A 17,004-nucleotide genomic window follows, 5' to 3' on the forward strand; every position below is an offset into this window, starting at 1 on the left:
CTGGTCGCCTGTCGACGCAGCAATATCCCTCTTGCGCCGCCCCCGCCATGCCTACAAGCTATGCTCTTATCGCTCTACTCTCTGGTCCAAAAGGCTTACTGGATGCGTATTCTCATCACTGGCGGTGCTGGCTTCATCGGCTCGGCTCTCATACGGCACTTGATTCTTGATACCGGGCACCAGGTCCTGAACCTCGATAAGCTGACCTATGCCGGCAATCTCGAATCGCTGAGCAGCATCGATCACGACAGCCGCTACGAATTCGTCCAGGCCGATATCGTCGATCAATCAACCGTCAGTGCAGTGCTGGCGCGATTCAAGCCCGACGCCATCATGCATCTGGCGGCCGAGTCCCATGTAGACCGCTCCATCGATGGCCCGGCGGACTTCATCCAGACCAATATCGTGGGCACCTACAGCCTGCTGGAAGCCACTCGAGCCTATTGGCAGGTCCTGCCCGAGCCGCAGAAGCGCGCGTTTCGCTTCCACCACATTTCCACCGACGAAGTGTATGGCGACCTGCACGGCGTGGATGACCTGTTCACCGAAACCACCGCCTACGCCCCAAGCTCACCGTATTCGGCGAGCAAGGCGGCGTCCGACCACCTGGTCCGCGCCTGGCAACGCACCTATGGCTTGCCCGTGCTGTTGACTAACTGCTCGAACAACTACGGGCCGTTTCACTTCCCCGAGAAGCTCATTCCACTGGTGATTCTCAACGCACTGGCCGGAAAGCCGTTGCCGGTCTACGGCAACGGCCAGCAAGTGCGCGACTGGCTGTTCGTCGAAGACCATGCCCGTGCACTGCTCAAGGTCGTTACAGAAGGCGCGGTCGGCGAGACTTACAACATTGGTGGCCACAACGAGCAGAAAAACATCGACGTGGTGCGCAGTATCTGCACGTTGCTCGAAGAACTGGCGCCACGCAAACCCGAAGGGGTCGAGCACTACGCCGACCTGATCAGCTTCGTCCAGGATCGCCCCGGCCACGACCTGCGCTACGCCATCGACGCCAGCAAGATCGAACGGGAACTGGGCTGGACACCACGGGAAACCTTCGAGACCGGGCTGCGCAAGACCGTGCAGTGGTACCTCGAAAACCTGCTGTGGTGTCAACGTGTCCAGGACGGCAGCTATCAAGGCGAGCGCCTGGGCTCGCTCGACAACAAGGATGCAATGGCATGATGAAAGGCATTGTTCTGGCCGGCGGTTCCGGCACACGCTTGCACCCGATCACCCTTGGGGTTTCCAAGCAACTCTTGCCGGTTTATGACAAGCCGATGATTTATTACCCGATCTCGGTGCTGATGCTCGCCGGGATCAAGGACATATTGGTGATTTCCACCCCACAGGATCTGCCGCAATACCGCGCCCTCTTGGGCGACGGTCATCAGTTTGGCGTGCATTTCAGCTATGCCGAGCAGCCGACGCCCGATGGCCTGGCCCAGGCGTTCCTGATTGGCGAACAGTTCATTGGCAGCGACTCGGTGTGCCTGATCCTGGGCGACAACATTTTCCACGGCCAGCATTTTGGCGAGCAATTACAGACCGCCGTCAACCGGCAGGGTGGCGCGACAGTGTTCGGCTACTGGGTCAAGGACCCTGAGCGTTTTGGCGTGATCGACTTCGATACCGAAGGACGGGCGATGTCCATCGAAGAAAAACCCACCGAGCCCAAATCCAGCTACGCGGTGACCGGCCTGTATTTCTACGATAACGACGTGATCGAGATCGCCAAGGCCATCAAGCCGTCCAAGCGCGGCGAGCTGGAAATCACCGACGTCAACAATGCCTACCTGCAACGCGGCGATCTGCACGTCGAGCGCTTCGGCCGTGGTTTCGCCTGGCTGGACACCGGCACCCACGACAGCCTGCTGGAAGCCTCGCAATACGTGCAGACCATCGAACATCGCCAAGGCCTGAAAGTGGCGTGCCTGGAAGAAATTGCCTACCAGCAAGGTTGGGTCAGCCGCGAGCACGTCCTTGAACGCGCCCAGTATTTTGGCAAGACCGGCTACGGCCAGTACTTGTTCAAGATCGCCGGAGAAACACGATGAATGTCATCGCCACCCGCTTGCCAGACGTCCTGGTCATCGAACCAAAAGTCTTTGGCGACGACCGAGGGTTTTTCTACGAAAGCTTCAATGCCCGGGCGTTTACCGAAGCGACTGGCTGCACTCTGCAGTTCGTTCAGGACAACCATTCACGCTCCACCAGGGGCGTGCTGCGGGGCCTGCACTATCAGATCGAACAGGCCCAGGGAAAACTCGTGCGCGTCACGGCGGGGGAAGTGTTGGATGTCGCGGTGGACATCCGCCGCAGCTCGCCGACCTTCGGCCAATGGGCCAGCGTACGCCTGTCGGCGCAGAACCACCGGCAGGTGTGGGTCCCGCCAGGGTTTGCCCACGGTTTCGTCGTACTGAGCGAATCAGCGGACTTCCTCTACAAGACCACTGATTACTACGCACCCTCGGCCGAGCGCTGCATTCGCTGGGACGACCCGCGGTTGGCCATCGATTGGGAGTTCGAAGGCGCGCCGATCCTCTCGGCCAAGGACCTAAATGGCAAAGCCCTGCACGAGGCCGACCTGTTTCCATGAGTGCCCCCTTGCGTATCCTGATCATCGGCCAGAATGGCCAGGTTTCCCGGGCGCTCCAATCGCGCCTGAGCGGCCTGGGCGAGTTGACCGTACGCGGCAGCGACCAGCTCGACCTGGTACAACCGGATTCCCTGCGCGCGCCCATCGAAGCCCTCAAGCCCGGCCTGATCATCAATGCCGCCGCCCACACGGCCGTCGACCAGGCCGAAAGTGAACCGGAGCGGGCGTTCGCCATCAATGCCACGGCACCGGGCATCCTGGCCCAGGCAGCGGTTGCGCTGGGCGTCCCGCTGATTCATTACTCCACCGACTACGTCTTCGATGGCCTCAAGCCGGCCCCCTACACCGAAGACGACACGCCCAACCCGCTGAGTGTCTACGGACGCAGCAAACTGGCCGGCGAGAATGCCATCCGCCAGGCTGGCGGCCAGCACCTGATTCTGCGCACCAGCTGGGTGTACTCCACCGAGGGCCGCAACTTCCTGTTGACCATGCAGCGCCTGTTGCAGGAAAAACCGCAACTGCGGGTGGTCGCCGACCAGGTCGGCGCACCGACCTGGGCCGGCACCATTGCCGACAGCACCGCGCAACTGATCGAGCGCTGGCAGGCCGGCCAACCCGGCCCCTGGGGCACCTATCATCTGACAGCCCGGGGCGAGACGTCCTGGTTCGGTTTCGCCCAGGCCATCGGCGAAAACCTGCTCGATCGGCACAAACCGTGTGCGCTGCTGGAGCCCATTGAATCCAGCGCCTATCCGACTCCAGCCCCGCGGCCACTTAACTCGCGCCTGGATTGCACGCGCCTGTTCAAGGAGTGGGGGGTGAGCCAACCGGACTGGCGAAGCGCGTTGCAGCAGTGCCTTGCCGGACAAGCCTAGTACTGCCTTACAAATAGTATTTGCAAGGCAACTAGGCATAATACGCCTGTCACCACAGGCGTCCGAGGCTCATGAATTCCACCCTTCCCCGCAGACCCCGTTGGCGCAGCCTGGCCTTGCTCGCGCTGTGCCTGGCGCCGTTGCTGTGGCCGTTGGAGCACCTGGCCGAACGTTATTACCGCAGTGAGCTGGCCGGGCAGAACCGCCAGACCCTGGACCTCTACGTCGCCAACCTGCTGGGCACGCTGCACCGTTATGAGGTGCTGCCACAGATTCTCGGCGACCTGCCGGCCTTGCGTTCCGCGTTGTCGGCGCCGGACGATGGCGTGACTCAAGGCAACGCCAACCGGCTGCTGAAAAATATCAGCGCCCAGACCGGCGCCGAAGTCATGTACCTGATGGACCCTTCCGGCAAGACCCTGGCCGCGTCGAACTGGGACAAACACGACAGTTTCGTCGGACGCAATTTCGCCTTCCGGCCGTACTTCATCGAAGCCATGGCCGGACGCCTGGGCCGCTTCTTCGGCCTGGGCACGACATCGGCCAAACGTGGTTATTTCTTTGCCGCCGCCGTGCGCGACCGCGAAAAAGTCATCGGCGTGCTGGTGGTCAAGGTCGACCTCGACCACACCGAAAGCCTGTGGGGCAAGACTCCCGAACAATTGCTGGTGACCGACCACAACGGCGTGGTCATCCTCACGTCGCGACAAGAGTGGCGATTTCGCGCGACCCGGCCCTTGAGTGACGCCGAGCGCGAGGCCATCAGCGCGGTACAACCGTATCCGACCCGCGATCCCAAGCCGCTGAACCTGGACGCCAACGCCTGGCTGCCCCAGACCCAGTCCATCGAGGAAACCGGCTGGAGCGTGAGCATTCTCGCCCCGCGCACGCTGATTGATCGTCCGGTGCGCACCGTGGTCGCCATCGGTGGCGCGGCATTGCTGGTCTTGATGTTGTTGCTCGGGTTGATGATGCAACGCCGGCGTCATTACCTGGATCGAATCGCCTTCGAAGCCAAGGCCCGTCACGAATTGGAAGGCCGGGTGGCCGAGCGCACCAGCGACCTGGAAGGACTGAACCGACGGCTGAAGCAGGAAGTGCTGGAGCGCGAACAGGCTCAGCAGGAGTTGGTCCGCGCCCAGGATGACCTGGTGCAGGCCGGCAAGCTGTCGGCCCTGGGCACCATGTCGGCGAGCATCAGCCACGAACTCAACCAACCGCTGGCAGCGATTCGCAGCTACGCGGAAAACGCCGAGATTTTGCTCGACCACCAACGCACCGAAGACGCCCGGGGCAATCTCAAGCTGATCAGCGAATTGACCGGGCGCATGGCCTCGATCATCGCCCACCTGCGCGCCTTCGCCCGCCGCGACCGACATGCGCCGGAAAGCGTCGCCCTGCAACCGGCGCTGGACGACGCCCTGGCGCTGCTCGCCAAACGCCGACGCAGCATGGAAGTGGAACTGATCCGCGACTTGCCGGCCGCCACGCTGTGGGTCGAGGCCGGCGAAACCCGCTTGCGCCAGGTGCTCGGCAACCTGCTGGCCAACGCCCTCGATGCGCTCACCGAGAAAGGCCCGCCACGCAAACTCTGGCTCAGTGCCCAGGCCACCGAAACCGGCGTCAACCTGTACATCCGCGATAACGGCCCGGGGTTTTGCATGGAAGCCCTGGGCCGTGCCGGCGAACCCTTCTACACCACCAAGACCCGCACCCAGGGCCTTGGCCTGGGGCTGGCGATCTGCGACACCCTGATGCGCGCCTTTGGCGGCGAACTGTCGTTCGCCAACCACAAGGAAGGCGGCGCCCTGATTACCCTGAAACTGCGAGCCGGCGCCCCCGGGGTGAGCCTGCAACCGTCCGAGGACCGAAGTGTATGACCATCGACAACCGGATTGAGGTGGTGCTGATCGACGACGATCCCCATTTGCGTCAGGCCCTGAGCCAGACCCTCGACCTGGCCGGCCTGAAAATCCTGCCCCTGGCCGAAGCCAAGGGTGTGGCCGCGCAACTGCCCCGTGACTGGCCGGGCGTGGTAGTCAGCGATATTCGCATGCCGGGCATGGATGGCCTCGAACTGCTGGGCGAACTCCACGCCCAGGACCCGGAGCTGCCGGTACTGCTGATCACCGGCCACGGCGACGTGCCACTGGCGGTGCAGGCGATGCGCTCCGGAGCCTATGACTTCCTGGAAAAACCTTTCGCCAGCGATCACCTGCTCGACAGCGTACGCCGGGCCCTGGCCCTGCGCCGGCTAGTCCTGGACAACCGCAGCCTGCGCCTGGCCCTGAGCGATCGCCATGAACTCAGCGCCCGCCTGGTCGGCCAATCGACACCCATGTTGCGCCTGCGCGAGCAGATCGGTGCACTGGCCGCCACCCGCGCCGACGTGCTGATCCTCGGTGAAACCGGTGCCGGCAAGGAAGTGGTCGCCCGTGCATTGCACGACCTTTCAGGCCGGCGCAACGGCCCCTTCGTGGCGATCAACGCCGGGGCCTTGGCCGAGTCGGTGGTGGAAAGCGAACTGTTCGGCCATGAACCCGGCGCTTTTACCGGCGCGCAGAAGCGCCGCATCGGCAAATTCGAATTCGCCAACGGCGGTACGCTATTCCTGGATGAAATTGAAAGCATGAGCCTGGATGTCCAGGTCAAGCTGCTGCGCCTGCTGCAGGAGCGCGTGGTGGAGCGGCTGGGGGGCAATCAACAGATCCCGCTGGATATCCGCATCATAGCCGCGACCAAGGAAGACTTGCGCCAGGCCGCCGACCAGGGGCGTTTTCGCGCCGACCTGTATTACCGCCTGAACGTCGCGCCGCTGCGCATACCGCCATTGCGTGAGCGGGGGGAGGATGCGCTGATGCTGTTCCAGCATTTTGCCGACGAAGCCAGCGCTCGCCACGGGCTGCCGCCCCATGAATTGCAACCGGCACAACGGGCGCTGCTGCTGCGCCACAGTTGGCCGGGCAATGTGCGGGAACTGCAGAACGCCGCCGAACGTTTTGCCCTGGGCCTGGAACTGGCCCTGGACAACAGCGCGCCCGACGGCAGCCCCGGCGCACCGGTGGAAGTGGTCAGTGGCGGCTTGAGCGAACAGGTGGAAAACTTCGAGAAAACCCTGATCGCCGCCGAACTGGCCCGCCCCCACAGCTCGGTGCGCAGCCTGGCCGAAGCCTTGGGCATTCCACGCAAGACCTTGCACGACAAGTTACGCAAACATGGGCTGCACTTCGGCGACAGCAGCCATGGTTCGGCCGATGAGTCCGATTGAGTTATCGTCATGTCCCTTTCAAGCAAAAGGCCCCGCAATGAACCGCGACAGTCGTTACCTGGAATCGATCCTGCACCACGACATCCCCTTGACCCGGGACATGGGCCTCAAGGTGCTCGATTGGCAGACCCGGCAACTGCGCCTGTTCTTACCGCTTGCGGCCAACGTCAACCACAAGAGCACCATGTTCGGTGGCAGCCTGTATTGTGGCGCGGTGCTCGGCGGCTGGGGCTGGCTGCACCTGGCCCTGCGCGAGGAAGGCATCGAAGACGGGCATATCGTGATTCAGGAAGGGCAGATCAGTTATCCGCTGCCGGTGACCCGCGATGCGACCGTCGTCTGCGAAGCGCCCGAGGAAAAGGTCTGGAAGCGCTTCCTGGTTACCTACCGGCGTTACGGACGGGCGCGGCTGGCGTTGCAGACGCGGGTGATGAATACCGGCAGCGAGGACGTGGCGGTGCAGTTTGAGGGGCAGTACGTGTTGCACCGCTAAAACACCGCCGCCCCCTGTGGCGAGGTATCTCTGTGTGGGAGCAAGGCTTGCCCGCGATGGATGCGCTGCGGTCTTGCAGAGATCGAGGCGCCTGTATCGCGAGCAAGCTTTGCTCCCACAACCCCCTCGCCACAAAGGATCGCGCCAGCTTAAGAACGGGCAAGTTCCAACAACTTTGCACGCCACGCCGCTTTCGCCGGCAACGCCAGGAACGACGTATTCAACAGCGACTCACGCGGTGGATAACAGAACGGTTCGCCGCTCAAGTCCAACACCTCGCCACCCGCACCTTCCAATACACCCTGGGCGGCGGCGGTGTCCCATTGGGAGGTCGGCGCCAGCCGTGGATAGCAATCTGCCGCGCCTTCGGCCACCAGGCAAAACTTCAACGAACTGCCAATACTGGTCAGTTGCAGCTCACCCAGGCTTCCGCTCAAGCCGTCCAGCAGGCGTTCCTGCTCCGGGCTGGTGTGCCGGCGACTGGCAACCACCGTGAAGGCTTCACCTGGCGCCAGTGTGCCACGAACCGCGATCGGCAAGGGCTGCCCTCCCTTGTCGCCACGCCAGGCACCCAGCCCTGCGCCGCCGACGTAAAAGCGCCCATTGGTGGGCATCGACACCACGCCGAACACCACACGGCCCTGCTCCACCAACGCGATGTTGACGGTGAACTCCTCGCTGCCGGAAATGAATTCCTTGGTGCCATCCAGCGGGTCTACCAGCCACCAGCGATGCCAGCCGGCACGCACGTTTTGGGCAATATCGGCAGCTTCTTCGGAGAGGATCGGAATATCCGGGGCCAGCGCCAGCAACCCGGCCACGATCACATCATGAGCGGCCATGTCTGCGGCAGTCACCGGCGACTCGTCGGCCTTGTGGTTGACCTGCACATTGGCGCGCCAGAACGGCAGGATCGCTTCACCGGCCTGGAGCGCCAGCTCGACCACAGGGGCCATCAACGGGTGAGGGAAAGTCATGCTAGGAACGCTCCACGCTGGGTCAGCAGGTCACGGGCCAGGTAGAGCGCCGCCAAGGCCCGGCCCTCCGTGAACTGCGGGTTCTGTGCCAGGGCCGACAGCTCACGCAGGTTGACCTTGTCCACACGCATCGGCTCGGGCTCATCACCCTCCAGCCATTCTTCATACAGATCGGTCGCCAGCACCACCTGGATCTTCTGGCTCATGTATCCGGGAGACAGCGACAGTTCGGTCAGGTGTTCCAACTGACGCGCTCCAAAACCGGCCTCTTCCTTGAGCTCCCGTTCAGCCGCCGCCAGCACATCTTCACCGGGCTCGATCAAGCCCTTGGGCAGGGACAGTTCATAGGCGTCGGTGCCGCCGCAATACTCTTCCACCAACACCGCGTGGTCGGTATCGAGCATCGCTACGATCATCACCGCGCCATAACCTGCGCCCTTGCTCGCCAGACGTTCATAGGTGCGCTCCACACCGTTGGAAAACCGCAATTTCAGTTCTTCCACGCAAAACAGGCGGCTGGTAGCGACGATCTGGCGATCGAGTATGGTGGGTTTCTGGCGCATAAACGGCTCCCTGGGCGATAGCGGGCTACTATACCCGGCCTATTCTGATTGTTTGTGTCGGATATCCGATTATCGCTGGAGAAGTTTTATGGCTTTGCTGCCCTGGCATGAGATCGATACGGTTCTGCTGGACATGGACGGCACCCTTCTGGACCTGCATTACGACAACCATTTCTGGCTCGAACATCTGCCCCAGCGCTACGCCGAACTGCATGGCGTGAGCCGGGCGATGGCCGAGATGGAGCTGCAGCCGCTGTTCGAGCGCAACGCCGGCCAGTTGCAATGGTATTGCCTGGATTTCTGGAGCGCCGAGCTGAAACTGCCGGTGCGCGAACTGAAGTTGGAAACCGCGCACCTGATCGCCTTGCGCCCGGACGCCGATACCTTCCTGGCGGCGATCCAGCGGGCTGGCAAGCGCGTGGTGATGATCACCAACGCCCATCGCGATTCATTGTCCCTGAAGCTGGAACGCATCGAACTGGCCCCTTACTTCGACCGCTTGATCAGCTCCCACGACTACGGCTTTCCCAAGGAAAACCCGCAATTCTGGGACGCGCTGCAAGCCGACTTGAATTTCAACCCGGCCCGTAGCCTGTTCATCGACGACACCCTGCCGGTGCTACGCAGCGCCCGGGATTTCGGCGTGGCGCACTTGCTGGCCGTGAGCGAGCCGGATAGCCGCAAAGGGCCGAAGGACACGGGGGAGTTTGATGCGTTGAGGGATTATCGGGACTTGATTGCCGGGCTTTGAACCGCGCCGTATTCATCGCGAGCAGGCTCGCTCCCACAGTTGGATCCCTGTTCGCCACAGATCCAGTGTGGGAGCGAGCTTGCTCGCGATGAAGGCACCACAGTCCTGAAGGTTACTCGGGGATACGCAACACCTGCCCCGGATAAATCTTGTCCGGGTGCGCCAACATTGGCTTGTTGGCCTCGAAGATCTTGTTGTACTTGTTCGCGTCGCCGTATTCGGCCTTGGAGATGGCGCTGAGTGTGTCGCCCTTCTTCACGGTCACGAAACGCGCCGCCTGTGCCACCGGGCCAGTCACCGTAATCTGGTCGTCGACACTGCCGACACCGGCGATATTGCCCACCGCCAACAGGATCTTTTCCTTCTCTTCCTGACTCGCTACCTCACCGGTAACGATGACTTTGTCGCCGTCGATGGTCGCCTGGACATTCGGATTACCCAGGCCGACCTTTTCAATATGCGCTTTCAGTTGTTCGCTGGCATTGGCATTGCCGGGGGTCAGCAGGTCGATCAGTTTTTCACCTGCTTCCTTCACAAAGCTAAAAATACTCATGGCACACGCTCCTTGATTTAAGTGTCCAGACGCAAAGACTAGACCAGGCGAGACGAACCCGGTTCCCAACCGACCAATGACCCCGCCACGCGCAAGCGCTAGAATCCGAACCTTCCTGCGCCCTGGAGCGAAGATGGACATCAAGCAGCTGAAATTTCTCATCGCGCTCGACGAAACCCGCCACTTCGGCCAAGCCGCCGCACGCTGCCACATCACCCAGCCGACCCTGTCGATGCGCCTGCGCAGCCTTGAAGAAGAACTCGACCTGCCGCTGGTCAACCGCGGCCAGCGTTTTGAAGGTTTCACCGCGCCGGGGGAACGAGTGCTGGCCTGGGCGCGCACGGTGCTGGCGGCCTATGACGGGCTGCAGGCCGAAGCGGCGGCCTGTCGTGGTAACCTGGTGGGTACGCTGCGCCTGGGCGTGGTGCCGTTGTCGGACTTCGACCCGCTGGCGATGATGCAGCGCTTGCACGCTGAGCACCCCAACCTGCGTTTCGAATTGTCGTCCCTGAGCTCCGAGCGCATCCTCGAACAGTTGGCGAACAACCGTATCGACTTGGGTATTTCCTATCTGGAACGCCTGGACAACGAACGCTTCGAAGCCCTGCCCTTCAGCCACACCCGCATGGGTCTGCTCTACGACCAGCGCTTTTTCTTCTTTGGCGAACAACCGCTGAGCTGGGAAGCGCTGATAGAGCTGCCCCTGGGCATGCTCACCAGCGGCATGCACTTTCGCCAATCCATCGACCACAATTTCCACAGCCGGGGCCTCACGCCTCAACCGCTGTTGCAAACCGACGCGGTGCATCAATTGTTACAAGCTGTGCACGGTGGACTGTGTTGCGCGGTGATGCCCTTGGACAGCGGCCTGAATGTGCTGACCGAAGATTTGCGCATCCAGCCCATCGAAAGCGCGCAAACGTTGGTCCCGCTGGGCCTGATCATGCGGCGCGGCGCCCCACGCTCGGCCTTGGCAGAGGCCTGTTTTGCCCTCTACCAGAAATCATCGACAACATCTTGATCGACGTCATCTATTGAGAGATCAGTAATAGCGATTAGACGTGGCAGATTGCCGCATTTAGTCTTAACACTATTCCTACTTTCAGTGATGCCTATGAACGACAAGCCTCCGGTCAGTCCAGCGCCAGCGATGGAAACATCCGCGCCGGCCGCCAGCCAGAGCTATCGCTACTGCAATCTGGACCACTCCCAATCGGACAGCACCGCGCTGGCCGAGGAAGTGGCGCTGGCGATTGCCTATAACGGCATCAGCCAGGCGGTCATGCTGGTCACCCCCACCGACCTTGAAGACTTCATCGTCGGCTTCAGCCTCGGCAGCGGCATCATTGAAGACGCATCGGACATCTATGACCTGCAACTGAGCGGCACGGGTGCTGCGCACCATGCCGAGGTGAGCATCGCCAACCGCGCCTTCTGGAACCTCAAGCAGCAACGCCGGCAATTGACGGGCACCAGTGGCTGCGGCTTGTGCGGTGTGGAAGCAGTGGAACAGGCATTGCCAAACCTCAAGGTGCTGCCCGGCGCACCGCTACCACCGGCGCAATGGCTCGATGGCCTGCGTGACCGTATCAGCCAGTTTCAGCCCCTGGGCCAATACTGCGGCGCAGTCCACGCCGCGTTGTTCATGAACGCCCAAGGCGAATTGCTGCTGGGTCGCGAAGACATTGGCCGACACAACGCCCTCGACAAGCTGATCGGCGCGTTGGTCCGGCAGCAGATCCCGGTGGCCGGCGGCGTGGCGATCGTCACCAGCCGTTGCAGCCTCGAACTGATCCAGAAAGTCCTGCGGGCCGGCATCCAGACCCTGGTCAGCCTGTCATCGCCCACCGGCCTTGCGGTGCAGTGGGCTCGCCAACACAACCTCAACCTCATCCACCTGCCGCAAAAAAGTGCGCCGCGGGTCTACAGCCCTGCGATGGAGAAACAAGCGTGAGCAATCATCAACAAGCCGACCAGAAACCCGTACCGCGCTACAAGCCCTACAAGGGCCCGGCCGGTGGCTGGGGTGCGCTGATCAGCGTCGCTCAGGCCTGGTTGACCAGCGACAATGCACTGAAAAACATCCGTATGATGCTCAAGACCAACCAGAATGGCGGTTTTGACTGCCCAGGCTGTGCCTGGGGTGACTCGCCGGAAAGCGGCGTGGTCAAGTTCTGCGAGAACGGCGCCAAAGCCGTGAACTGGGAAGCCACCAAGCGCCGCGTCGATGGCGCATTTTTCGCCAAGCACAGCGTGAACTCGCTGCTGGAGCAGAGCGACTACTGGCTCGAGTACCAGGGTCGCCTGACCGAGCCAATGTGCTACGACACCGAAACCGACCGCTACAAACCCATCAGTTGGGAAGCAGCGTTCGACCTGATCGGCAAGCACCTGCAAGGGCTGTCCAGCCCGAACCAGGCCGAGTTCTACACCTCGGGCCGAGCCAGCAACGAAGCGGCCTACTTGTATCAGCTGTTCGTGCGTGCCTATGGCACCAACAACTTCCCCGACTGCTCGAACATGTGCCACGAGGCCAGCGGCGTAGCGCTGTCCCAGAGCGTTGGCGTGGGCAAGGGCACAGTGACCTTCGACGATTTCGAACACGCCGATGCGATTTTCGTCTGGGGCCAGAACCCCGGCACCAACCATCCGCGGATGCTCGAACCACTGCGCGAGGCGGTGAAACGCGGCGCCCAAGTGGTCTGCATCAACCCGCTCAAGGAACGTGGCCTGGAGCGTTTCCAGCATCCACAGAACCCGATCGAAATGCTCACCAACGGCAATAAGCCGACCAACACCGCCTATTTCCGCCCGGCCCTGGGTGGCGACATGGCGATCTTGCGCGGCATGGCTAAGTTCCTGCTGCAGTGGGAGCGCGAAGCGCAGAACACTGGCGCTGCGGCAGTGTTCGACCATGCGTTCCTCAATGAGCACAGCACCCAGGTGCTGGATTACCTGGCGGCGGTCGACGACACGCCGTGGGAACAGATCGTCGAGCAATCGGGCATGACCCTGGTCGACATCGAGCAAGCGGCGCGCATGTACGCCAAGAGCGAGAACGTGATCATGTGCTGGGCGATGGGTATCACCCAGCACCGTCATTCGGTGGCGACCATCCAGGAAATCGCCAACGTGATGATGCTGCGCGGCAACATCGGCCGGCCAGGCGCAGGCCTGTGTCCGGTACGCGGCCACAGCAACGTCCAGGGCGACCGCACCATGGGCATCAACGAGCGTCCGCCAGTGGCGTTCCTCGATTCGCTGGAGCGGCGTTTCCAATTCAAGGTACCGCGTGAAAACGGCCACAACGTGGTCGAGGCGATCCACGCCATGGCCGACGGCCAGGCGAAGGTGTTCATCGCCCTGGGCGGCAACTTCGCCCAAGCCACGCCGGACAGCCATCGAACGTTCCAGGCCTTGGCCAATTGCGACCTGACGGTGCAGATCAGCACCAAGCTCAACCGCAGCCATCTGGCTCACGGCAAGGAAGCGCTGATCCTGCCATGCCTGGGCCGCACCGACATCGACCTGCAAACCGAAGGTGCGCAAGCGGTGACCGTGGAAGACTCCTTCAGCATGGTGCATGCCTCCATGGGCCAGCTGCAGCCGCTGTCGAACCAGATGCGCTCCGAACCGTGGATCATCGCCGGCATCGCGGCCGCCACGCTGGGTAGCCGTCCGGTGGACTGGAACTGGCTGGTGGCCGACTACAGTCGCATCCGCGACCTGATCGCCGACACCGTACCCGGCTTCAAGGACTTCAACGAAAAGCTGAAGAACCCTGGTGGGTTCTACCTGGGCAATAGCGCCGGTTCGCGGCGCTGGAACACCCCGTCGGGCCGCGCCAACTTCAAGCCCAACCGGTTACCGACCGACCTTGTGCATGAACGCACCCGGGCCACCGGCCAGTTGCCCGACCTGATCATGCAGTCCATGCGTTCCCACGATCAGTACAACACCACCATCTATGGCCTCGATGACCGCTATCGCGGTGTGAAGGGCCAGCGTGACGTGTTGTTCGTCAACGAAGCGGACATCATTCGCCTGGGCTTCAAGCCGGGGCAGAAAGCCGACATCGTCTCGCTCTGGGATGACGGCCGCGAACGGCGGGTCAAGGGCTTTACCCTGCTGGCATTCGACATTCCTGCCGGGCAGGCTGCGGCCTACTACCCTGAAGTGAACCCACTGGTGCCACTGGAAAGCACGGGCGACGGCAGCCACACCCCAACGTCGAAATTCGTCGCGATCCGTCTGGAAGCGGCGAGCGAGAATGGACTGATCCTGGCCAAGTCGGCCTGATATAACGTGCGAGTAGATTAGGTTGTGTGGGAGCAAGGCTTGCCCGCGATGGAAGCGGTGCGGTCTTGCAGAAGTAGAGTCGCCTGTTTCGCGAGCAAGCTTTGCTCCCTCACAGTTTTGCTCCCATGATCGTACTTTTCGAACGCCCACAAAAAAGGCCGTTTTCCATAAAAAACGGCCTGTCCGAAGTAGCTAAAGACCGGCCGATTTGCCTTAAGTTCCCACCAAAAAACAATAACTTAGAGAATTGTGCACAAGTCGTGTTACTCGTCGGATTTCTATTGTAACCAAACGAAGCCAGCCTCAGGATCGCGCCGTCATCCCTTTGAGGCTCCTCTATGAAGTTCTCCTCCATTCTCTTGTTGTCCCTTAGCCTGGCCAGTGGCATCGCTTCTGCCGGCGGTACTGCCGAAGCAGGTGTGGGCGGCGCATTGGGCGGGGTTTTGGGTTCGGTCGTCGGCCAGTCCCTGGGCGGCAACACCGGCTCCACTATCGGCGCGGCGCTGGGCGGCGCGGGCGGCAGTGCAGTCGGCGCAGACAAACACAGCCGCGGCGAAGCGGCGATCGGCGGCGCGTTGGGCGCAGCCGGCGGCAACGTGGTCGGTCGTAGCGTCGGCGGCACCACAGGCAGCCTGATCGGTGCGGCAGCAGGCGGCGGCGCTGGTGGCGCCCTGGGCAACTACATGGGCAAGGACGATGACGATGATCGTCACTACGACGGTCGCCGCGGTGATCGCCGCTACTACCGTGATGGCCACCCAGGTCGTGGCCATGCCTACGGGCATCGCAAACATCATCGCTACTACCGCGACTAACGGCTGACTGATAACCGCCGTTGAAGATCGCAGCCTCCGGCAGCTCCCAGAGCTGACAGGAGGCTGCGATTTTTTGTTTCAGACCACCAACAATTCCAAAGCCCCACGTAGCCGGTCCGGAATCGCCACCGGCCGATTCGATGCCCGGTCCACGAATACGTGAACAAAACGTCCCGCCGCGCAGGCCTCCTCCTCGCCGACCTTGAACACCGCCAGCTCGTACTGCACCGAACTGCTGCCCAACTTCCCGACCCGCAGGCCGATTTCAATCCGGTCAGGAAAAGCGATCGAGGCAAAGTAGTCACAGGCTGAACTCACCACGAACCCCACCACCTCTCCATCATGGATATCCAGGCCACCGACTTCGATCAGGTAGGTATTCACTGCGCTATCGAAAAAACTGTAATAGGTGACGTTATTGACGTGACCGTACACATCGTTGTCGTGCCAGCGCGTGGTAATGGTTTGCAAGTGTCGGTATTCGTTGCGTTGGGGCATCAGGTGTCCTTTACGGTTGTTCAATGACCTTGGCGTGACCCGGCCTCAGGCCTTCGCGAAGCCCTTGCCCTGCGCTGCCAGATCGCCGATCAGGCGCGCTGGCTTCCACTGGTCGCCCTGCTTCGTTTCGAGCTCCAGCAGGCGTGCGTGGATATCCTCCAGCCCCTGCCCGTCGGCCCAGGCCATCGGCCCGCCCTTGTCGGCAGGGAAACCATAGCCGTTGAGGTAGACCAGGTCGATGTCATGGGCCGACTCGGCAATGCCTTCCTGCAGGATCTTTGCCCCCTCGTTGACCAGCGCCAGCAAGCACCGCTCGAGGATTTCCTCCGGGCCAATCTCGCGCCGCTGGAAACCCAGCGCTTCACTGACCCGTAGCACCAGCGCATCGACCTCGACATCATCCTCGGCCTGTCGACTGCCCGGCTCGTAGTGATAGTACCCATTGCCGCTTTTCTGGCCGAACCGTCCCAGTTCGCACAAACGGTTGTCCACCTGCACCTCGGGCGCATCCTGGCCCTTGCCCGCCAGCTCACGGGCGCGCCACTCCAGATCGATGCCAACGACGTCGTACATACGAAACGGTCCCATGGCGAAGCCAAAGCCTTGCAACGCGGCATCCACCTGATGGGGGAATGCCCCCTCCAGCAGCATCTTGCGCGCTTCCAGCACATAAGGATGAAGCATTCGGTTGCCAATGAATCCATGGCAATTGCCTGATACAACGCTGACCTTGCCCATGCGCTTGCCCAGAACCAACGCCGCGTCCAGCACCGCTGTGGAGGTGTGCGCGCCGCGAACGATTTCCAGCAGCTTCATGATGTGCGCCGGGCTGAAGAAATGCAGGCCCAGGACCTGGGCGGGCCGGCGGGTGACAGCGGCGATGGCATCGATGTCCAGCGCCGAGGTGTTGCTCGCCAGGATAGCCTCGGGCTTGAGCAGGCCGTCCAGTTCACGAAAGATTTTCTGTTTGAGTTCGAGGTTTTCGTAAACCGCTTCGATCACCAGGTCCACATTGCGGATTGCCGCGTAATCATCTGCCCGTGTCACCCGGGCGATCCGCGCGTCGGCCTCACCCTGATCGATACGGCCCTGACGCACGCCATGGGCATAGGTCTCGGCCACGGCCACCAGTGCCTGCTCGAGCATCTGCGGATTGTTGTCGACCCACTGTACCGCCACGCCCGCGTTGGCCAGGCACATCACGATGCCCCGGCCCATGGTGCCTGCACCGACCACCGCGGCACGCTGAATATCGAAAGGTGTCTGGCTCATGTTTGCTCTCTTGTTGGCGATCCGAAGACAGCCTTCAC

General features: G+C 62.0%; 17 protein-coding genes. 12 read left to right on the top strand and 5 right to left on the bottom strand.

Features of this window, described 5'->3' with window-relative positions; translation table 11 throughout:
- The first annotated feature begins 102 nt into the window (after positions 1–102).
- The 7 genes from rfbB to KGA89_RS07855 all read left to right on the top strand — a co-directional run bounded on the left by rfbB (position 103) and on the right by KGA89_RS07855 (position 7,238).
- Entirely contained in the window at positions 103–1,185 is a 1,083-nt protein-coding gene (rfbB, locus tag KGA89_RS07825) for a dTDP-glucose 4,6-dehydratase (RefSeq protein ID WP_223471115.1), read from the top strand.
- A complete protein-coding gene (rfbA, locus tag KGA89_RS07830; protein WP_223471116.1) occupies positions 1,182–2,057 on the top strand; it encodes a glucose-1-phosphate thymidylyltransferase RfbA in 876 nt (291 codons plus the stop codon). The genes rfbB and rfbA overlap by 4 nt, the downstream gene beginning before the upstream one ends.
- Complete coding sequence (gene rfbC, locus KGA89_RS07835; RefSeq protein WP_223471117.1) at positions 2,054–2,599, top strand: dTDP-4-dehydrorhamnose 3,5-epimerase; 546 nt, start codon at positions 2,054–2,056, stop codon at positions 2,597–2,599. The genes rfbA and rfbC overlap by 4 nt, the downstream gene beginning before the upstream one ends.
- Positions 2,596–3,477, top strand: coding sequence for a dTDP-4-dehydrorhamnose reductase (gene rfbD, locus KGA89_RS07840; protein ID WP_223471119.1), 882 nt, complete (start codon positions 2,596–2,598; stop codon positions 3,475–3,477). Before rfbC ends, rfbD begins: the two co-directional genes overlap by 4 nt.
- 71 nt (positions 3,478–3,548) lie before the next feature.
- Positions 3,549–5,357, top strand: coding sequence for an ATP-binding protein (locus tag KGA89_RS07845; protein WP_013692047.1), 1,809 nt, complete (start codon positions 3,549–3,551; stop codon positions 5,355–5,357).
- On the top strand, positions 5,354–6,745 hold the full coding sequence (locus tag KGA89_RS07850) for a sigma-54-dependent transcriptional regulator (RefSeq protein WP_223471121.1): 1,392 nt from the start codon (positions 5,354–5,356) through the stop codon (positions 6,743–6,745). Before KGA89_RS07845 ends, KGA89_RS07850 begins: the two co-directional genes overlap by 4 nt.
- A gap of 37 nt (positions 6,746–6,782) precedes the next feature.
- Positions 6,783–7,238: a YiiD C-terminal domain-containing protein gene (locus KGA89_RS07855; RefSeq protein ID WP_100263830.1), complete on the top strand. Its 456-nt coding sequence runs from the start codon at positions 6,783–6,785 to the stop codon at positions 7,236–7,238.
- Positions 7,239–7,387: 149 nt separating this feature from the next.
- Here the strand turns inward: KGA89_RS07855 and cysQ are convergent, their stop codons facing one another.
- Together cysQ and nudE are read right to left on the bottom strand one after the other, a co-directional pair.
- Complete coding sequence (gene cysQ / locus KGA89_RS07860; protein ID WP_223471123.1) at positions 7,388–8,215, bottom strand: 3'(2'),5'-bisphosphate nucleotidase CysQ; 828 nt, start codon at positions 8,213–8,215, stop codon at positions 7,388–7,390.
- Entirely contained in the window at positions 8,212–8,778 is a 567-nt protein-coding gene (nudE, locus tag KGA89_RS07865; RefSeq protein WP_223471125.1) for an ADP compounds hydrolase NudE, read from the bottom strand. Before nudE ends, cysQ begins: the two co-directional genes overlap by 4 nt.
- A gap of 88 nt (positions 8,779–8,866) precedes the next feature.
- Here nudE and yrfG point away from each other — a divergent pair, with 88 nt between their 5' ends.
- Positions 8,867–9,529 carry a GMP/IMP nucleotidase gene (gene yrfG / locus KGA89_RS07870; protein WP_223471127.1) on the top strand — a complete coding sequence of 221 codons (663 nt, stop codon included), beginning with the start codon at positions 8,867–8,869 and terminating at the stop codon, positions 9,527–9,529.
- A 112-nt stretch (positions 9,530–9,641) separates the two neighbouring features.
- On the opposite strand, the gene lysM is transcribed toward yrfG, so the two are convergent.
- Positions 9,642–10,082, bottom strand: a complete 441-nt coding sequence (gene lysM, locus KGA89_RS07875) for a peptidoglycan-binding protein LysM (protein WP_223471129.1) — start codon at positions 10,080–10,082, stop codon at positions 9,642–9,644.
- Positions 10,083–10,215: 133 nt separating this feature from the next.
- Here lysM and KGA89_RS07880 point away from each other — a divergent pair, with 133 nt between their 5' ends.
- The 4 genes from KGA89_RS07880 (at position 10,216) to KGA89_RS07895 (ending at position 15,196) form a co-directional block, all read left to right on the top strand.
- Positions 10,216–11,103, top strand: coding sequence for a LysR family transcriptional regulator (locus tag KGA89_RS07880; RefSeq protein ID WP_223471131.1), 888 nt, complete (start codon positions 10,216–10,218; stop codon positions 11,101–11,103).
- A 93-nt stretch (positions 11,104–11,196) separates the two neighbouring features.
- Positions 11,197–12,036 carry a formate dehydrogenase accessory sulfurtransferase FdhD gene (gene fdhD, locus KGA89_RS07885; RefSeq protein ID WP_223471133.1) on the top strand — a complete coding sequence of 280 codons (840 nt, stop codon included), beginning with the start codon at positions 11,197–11,199 and terminating at the stop codon, positions 12,034–12,036.
- Positions 12,033–14,381 carry an FdhF/YdeP family oxidoreductase gene (locus tag KGA89_RS07890; RefSeq protein WP_223471135.1) on the top strand — a complete coding sequence of 783 codons (2,349 nt, stop codon included), beginning with the start codon at positions 12,033–12,035 and terminating at the stop codon, positions 14,379–14,381. The genes fdhD and KGA89_RS07890 overlap by 4 nt, the downstream gene beginning before the upstream one ends.
- 338 nt (positions 14,382–14,719) lie before the next feature.
- Positions 14,720–15,196 carry a glycine zipper domain-containing protein gene (locus KGA89_RS07895; protein ID WP_223471137.1) on the top strand — a complete coding sequence of 159 codons (477 nt, stop codon included), beginning with the start codon at positions 14,720–14,722 and terminating at the stop codon, positions 15,194–15,196.
- Positions 15,197–15,274: 78 nt separating this feature from the next.
- Here the strand turns inward: KGA89_RS07895 and KGA89_RS07900 are convergent, their stop codons facing one another.
- Positions 15,275–15,694: an acyl-CoA thioesterase gene (locus KGA89_RS07900; RefSeq protein ID WP_003196715.1), complete on the bottom strand. Its 420-nt coding sequence runs from the start codon at positions 15,692–15,694 to the stop codon at positions 15,275–15,277.
- A 45-nt stretch (positions 15,695–15,739) separates the two neighbouring features.
- Entirely contained in the window at positions 15,740–16,966 is a 1,227-nt protein-coding gene (locus tag KGA89_RS07905) for a 3-hydroxyacyl-CoA dehydrogenase (protein ID WP_039013465.1), read from the bottom strand.
- Between the last annotated feature and the right edge of the window lie 38 nt (positions 16,967–17,004).

It is taken from the genome of Pseudomonas sp. A-RE-22, assembly GCF_019956035.1.
Taxonomy (GTDB): domain Bacteria; phylum Pseudomonadota; class Gammaproteobacteria; order Pseudomonadales; family Pseudomonadaceae; genus Aquipseudomonas; species Aquipseudomonas brassicacearum.

Excerpts from the sequence above, each read along its gene's own strand:
- rfbA (WP_223471116.1), top strand. The coding sequence starts at position 1,182 with ATGATGAAAGGCATTGTTCTGGCCGGCGGTTCCGGCACACGCTTGCAC.
- rfbD (WP_223471119.1), top strand. The coding sequence starts at position 2,596 with ATGAGTGCCCCCTTGCGTATCCTGATCATCGGCCAGAATGGCCAGGTT.
- lysM (WP_223471129.1), bottom strand. The coding sequence starts at position 10,082 with ATGAGTATTTTTAGCTTTGTGAAGGAAGCAGGTGAAAAACTGATCGAC.
- rfbC (WP_223471117.1), top strand. The coding sequence starts at position 2,054 with ATGAATGTCATCGCCACCCGCTTGCCAGACGTCCTGGTCATCGAACCA.
- nudE (WP_223471125.1), bottom strand. The coding sequence starts at position 8,778 with ATGCGCCAGAAACCCACCATACTCGATCGCCAGATCGTCGCTACCAGC.
- cysQ (WP_223471123.1), bottom strand. The coding sequence starts at position 8,215 with ATGACTTTCCCTCACCCGTTGATGGCCCCTGTGGTCGAGCTGGCGCTC.
- KGA89_RS07880 (WP_223471131.1), top strand. The coding sequence starts at position 10,216 with ATGGACATCAAGCAGCTGAAATTTCTCATCGCGCTCGACGAAACCCGC.
- KGA89_RS07845 (WP_013692047.1), top strand. The coding sequence starts at position 3,549 with ATGAATTCCACCCTTCCCCGCAGACCCCGTTGGCGCAGCCTGGCCTTG.
- yrfG (WP_223471127.1), top strand. The coding sequence starts at position 8,867 with ATGGCTTTGCTGCCCTGGCATGAGATCGATACGGTTCTGCTGGACATG.
- rfbB (WP_223471115.1), top strand. The coding sequence starts at position 103 with ATGCGTATTCTCATCACTGGCGGTGCTGGCTTCATCGGCTCGGCTCTC.
- KGA89_RS07900 (WP_003196715.1), bottom strand. The coding sequence starts at position 15,694 with ATGCCCCAACGCAACGAATACCGACACTTGCAAACCATTACCACGCGC.
- KGA89_RS07855 (WP_100263830.1), top strand. The coding sequence starts at position 6,783 with ATGAACCGCGACAGTCGTTACCTGGAATCGATCCTGCACCACGACATC.
- KGA89_RS07850 (WP_223471121.1), top strand. The coding sequence starts at position 5,354 with ATGACCATCGACAACCGGATTGAGGTGGTGCTGATCGACGACGATCCC.
- fdhD (WP_223471133.1), top strand. The coding sequence starts at position 11,197 with ATGAACGACAAGCCTCCGGTCAGTCCAGCGCCAGCGATGGAAACATCC.
- KGA89_RS07905 (WP_039013465.1), bottom strand. The coding sequence starts at position 16,966 with ATGAGCCAGACACCTTTCGATATTCAGCGTGCCGCGGTGGTCGGTGCA.
- KGA89_RS07895 (WP_223471137.1), top strand. The coding sequence starts at position 14,720 with ATGAAGTTCTCCTCCATTCTCTTGTTGTCCCTTAGCCTGGCCAGTGGC.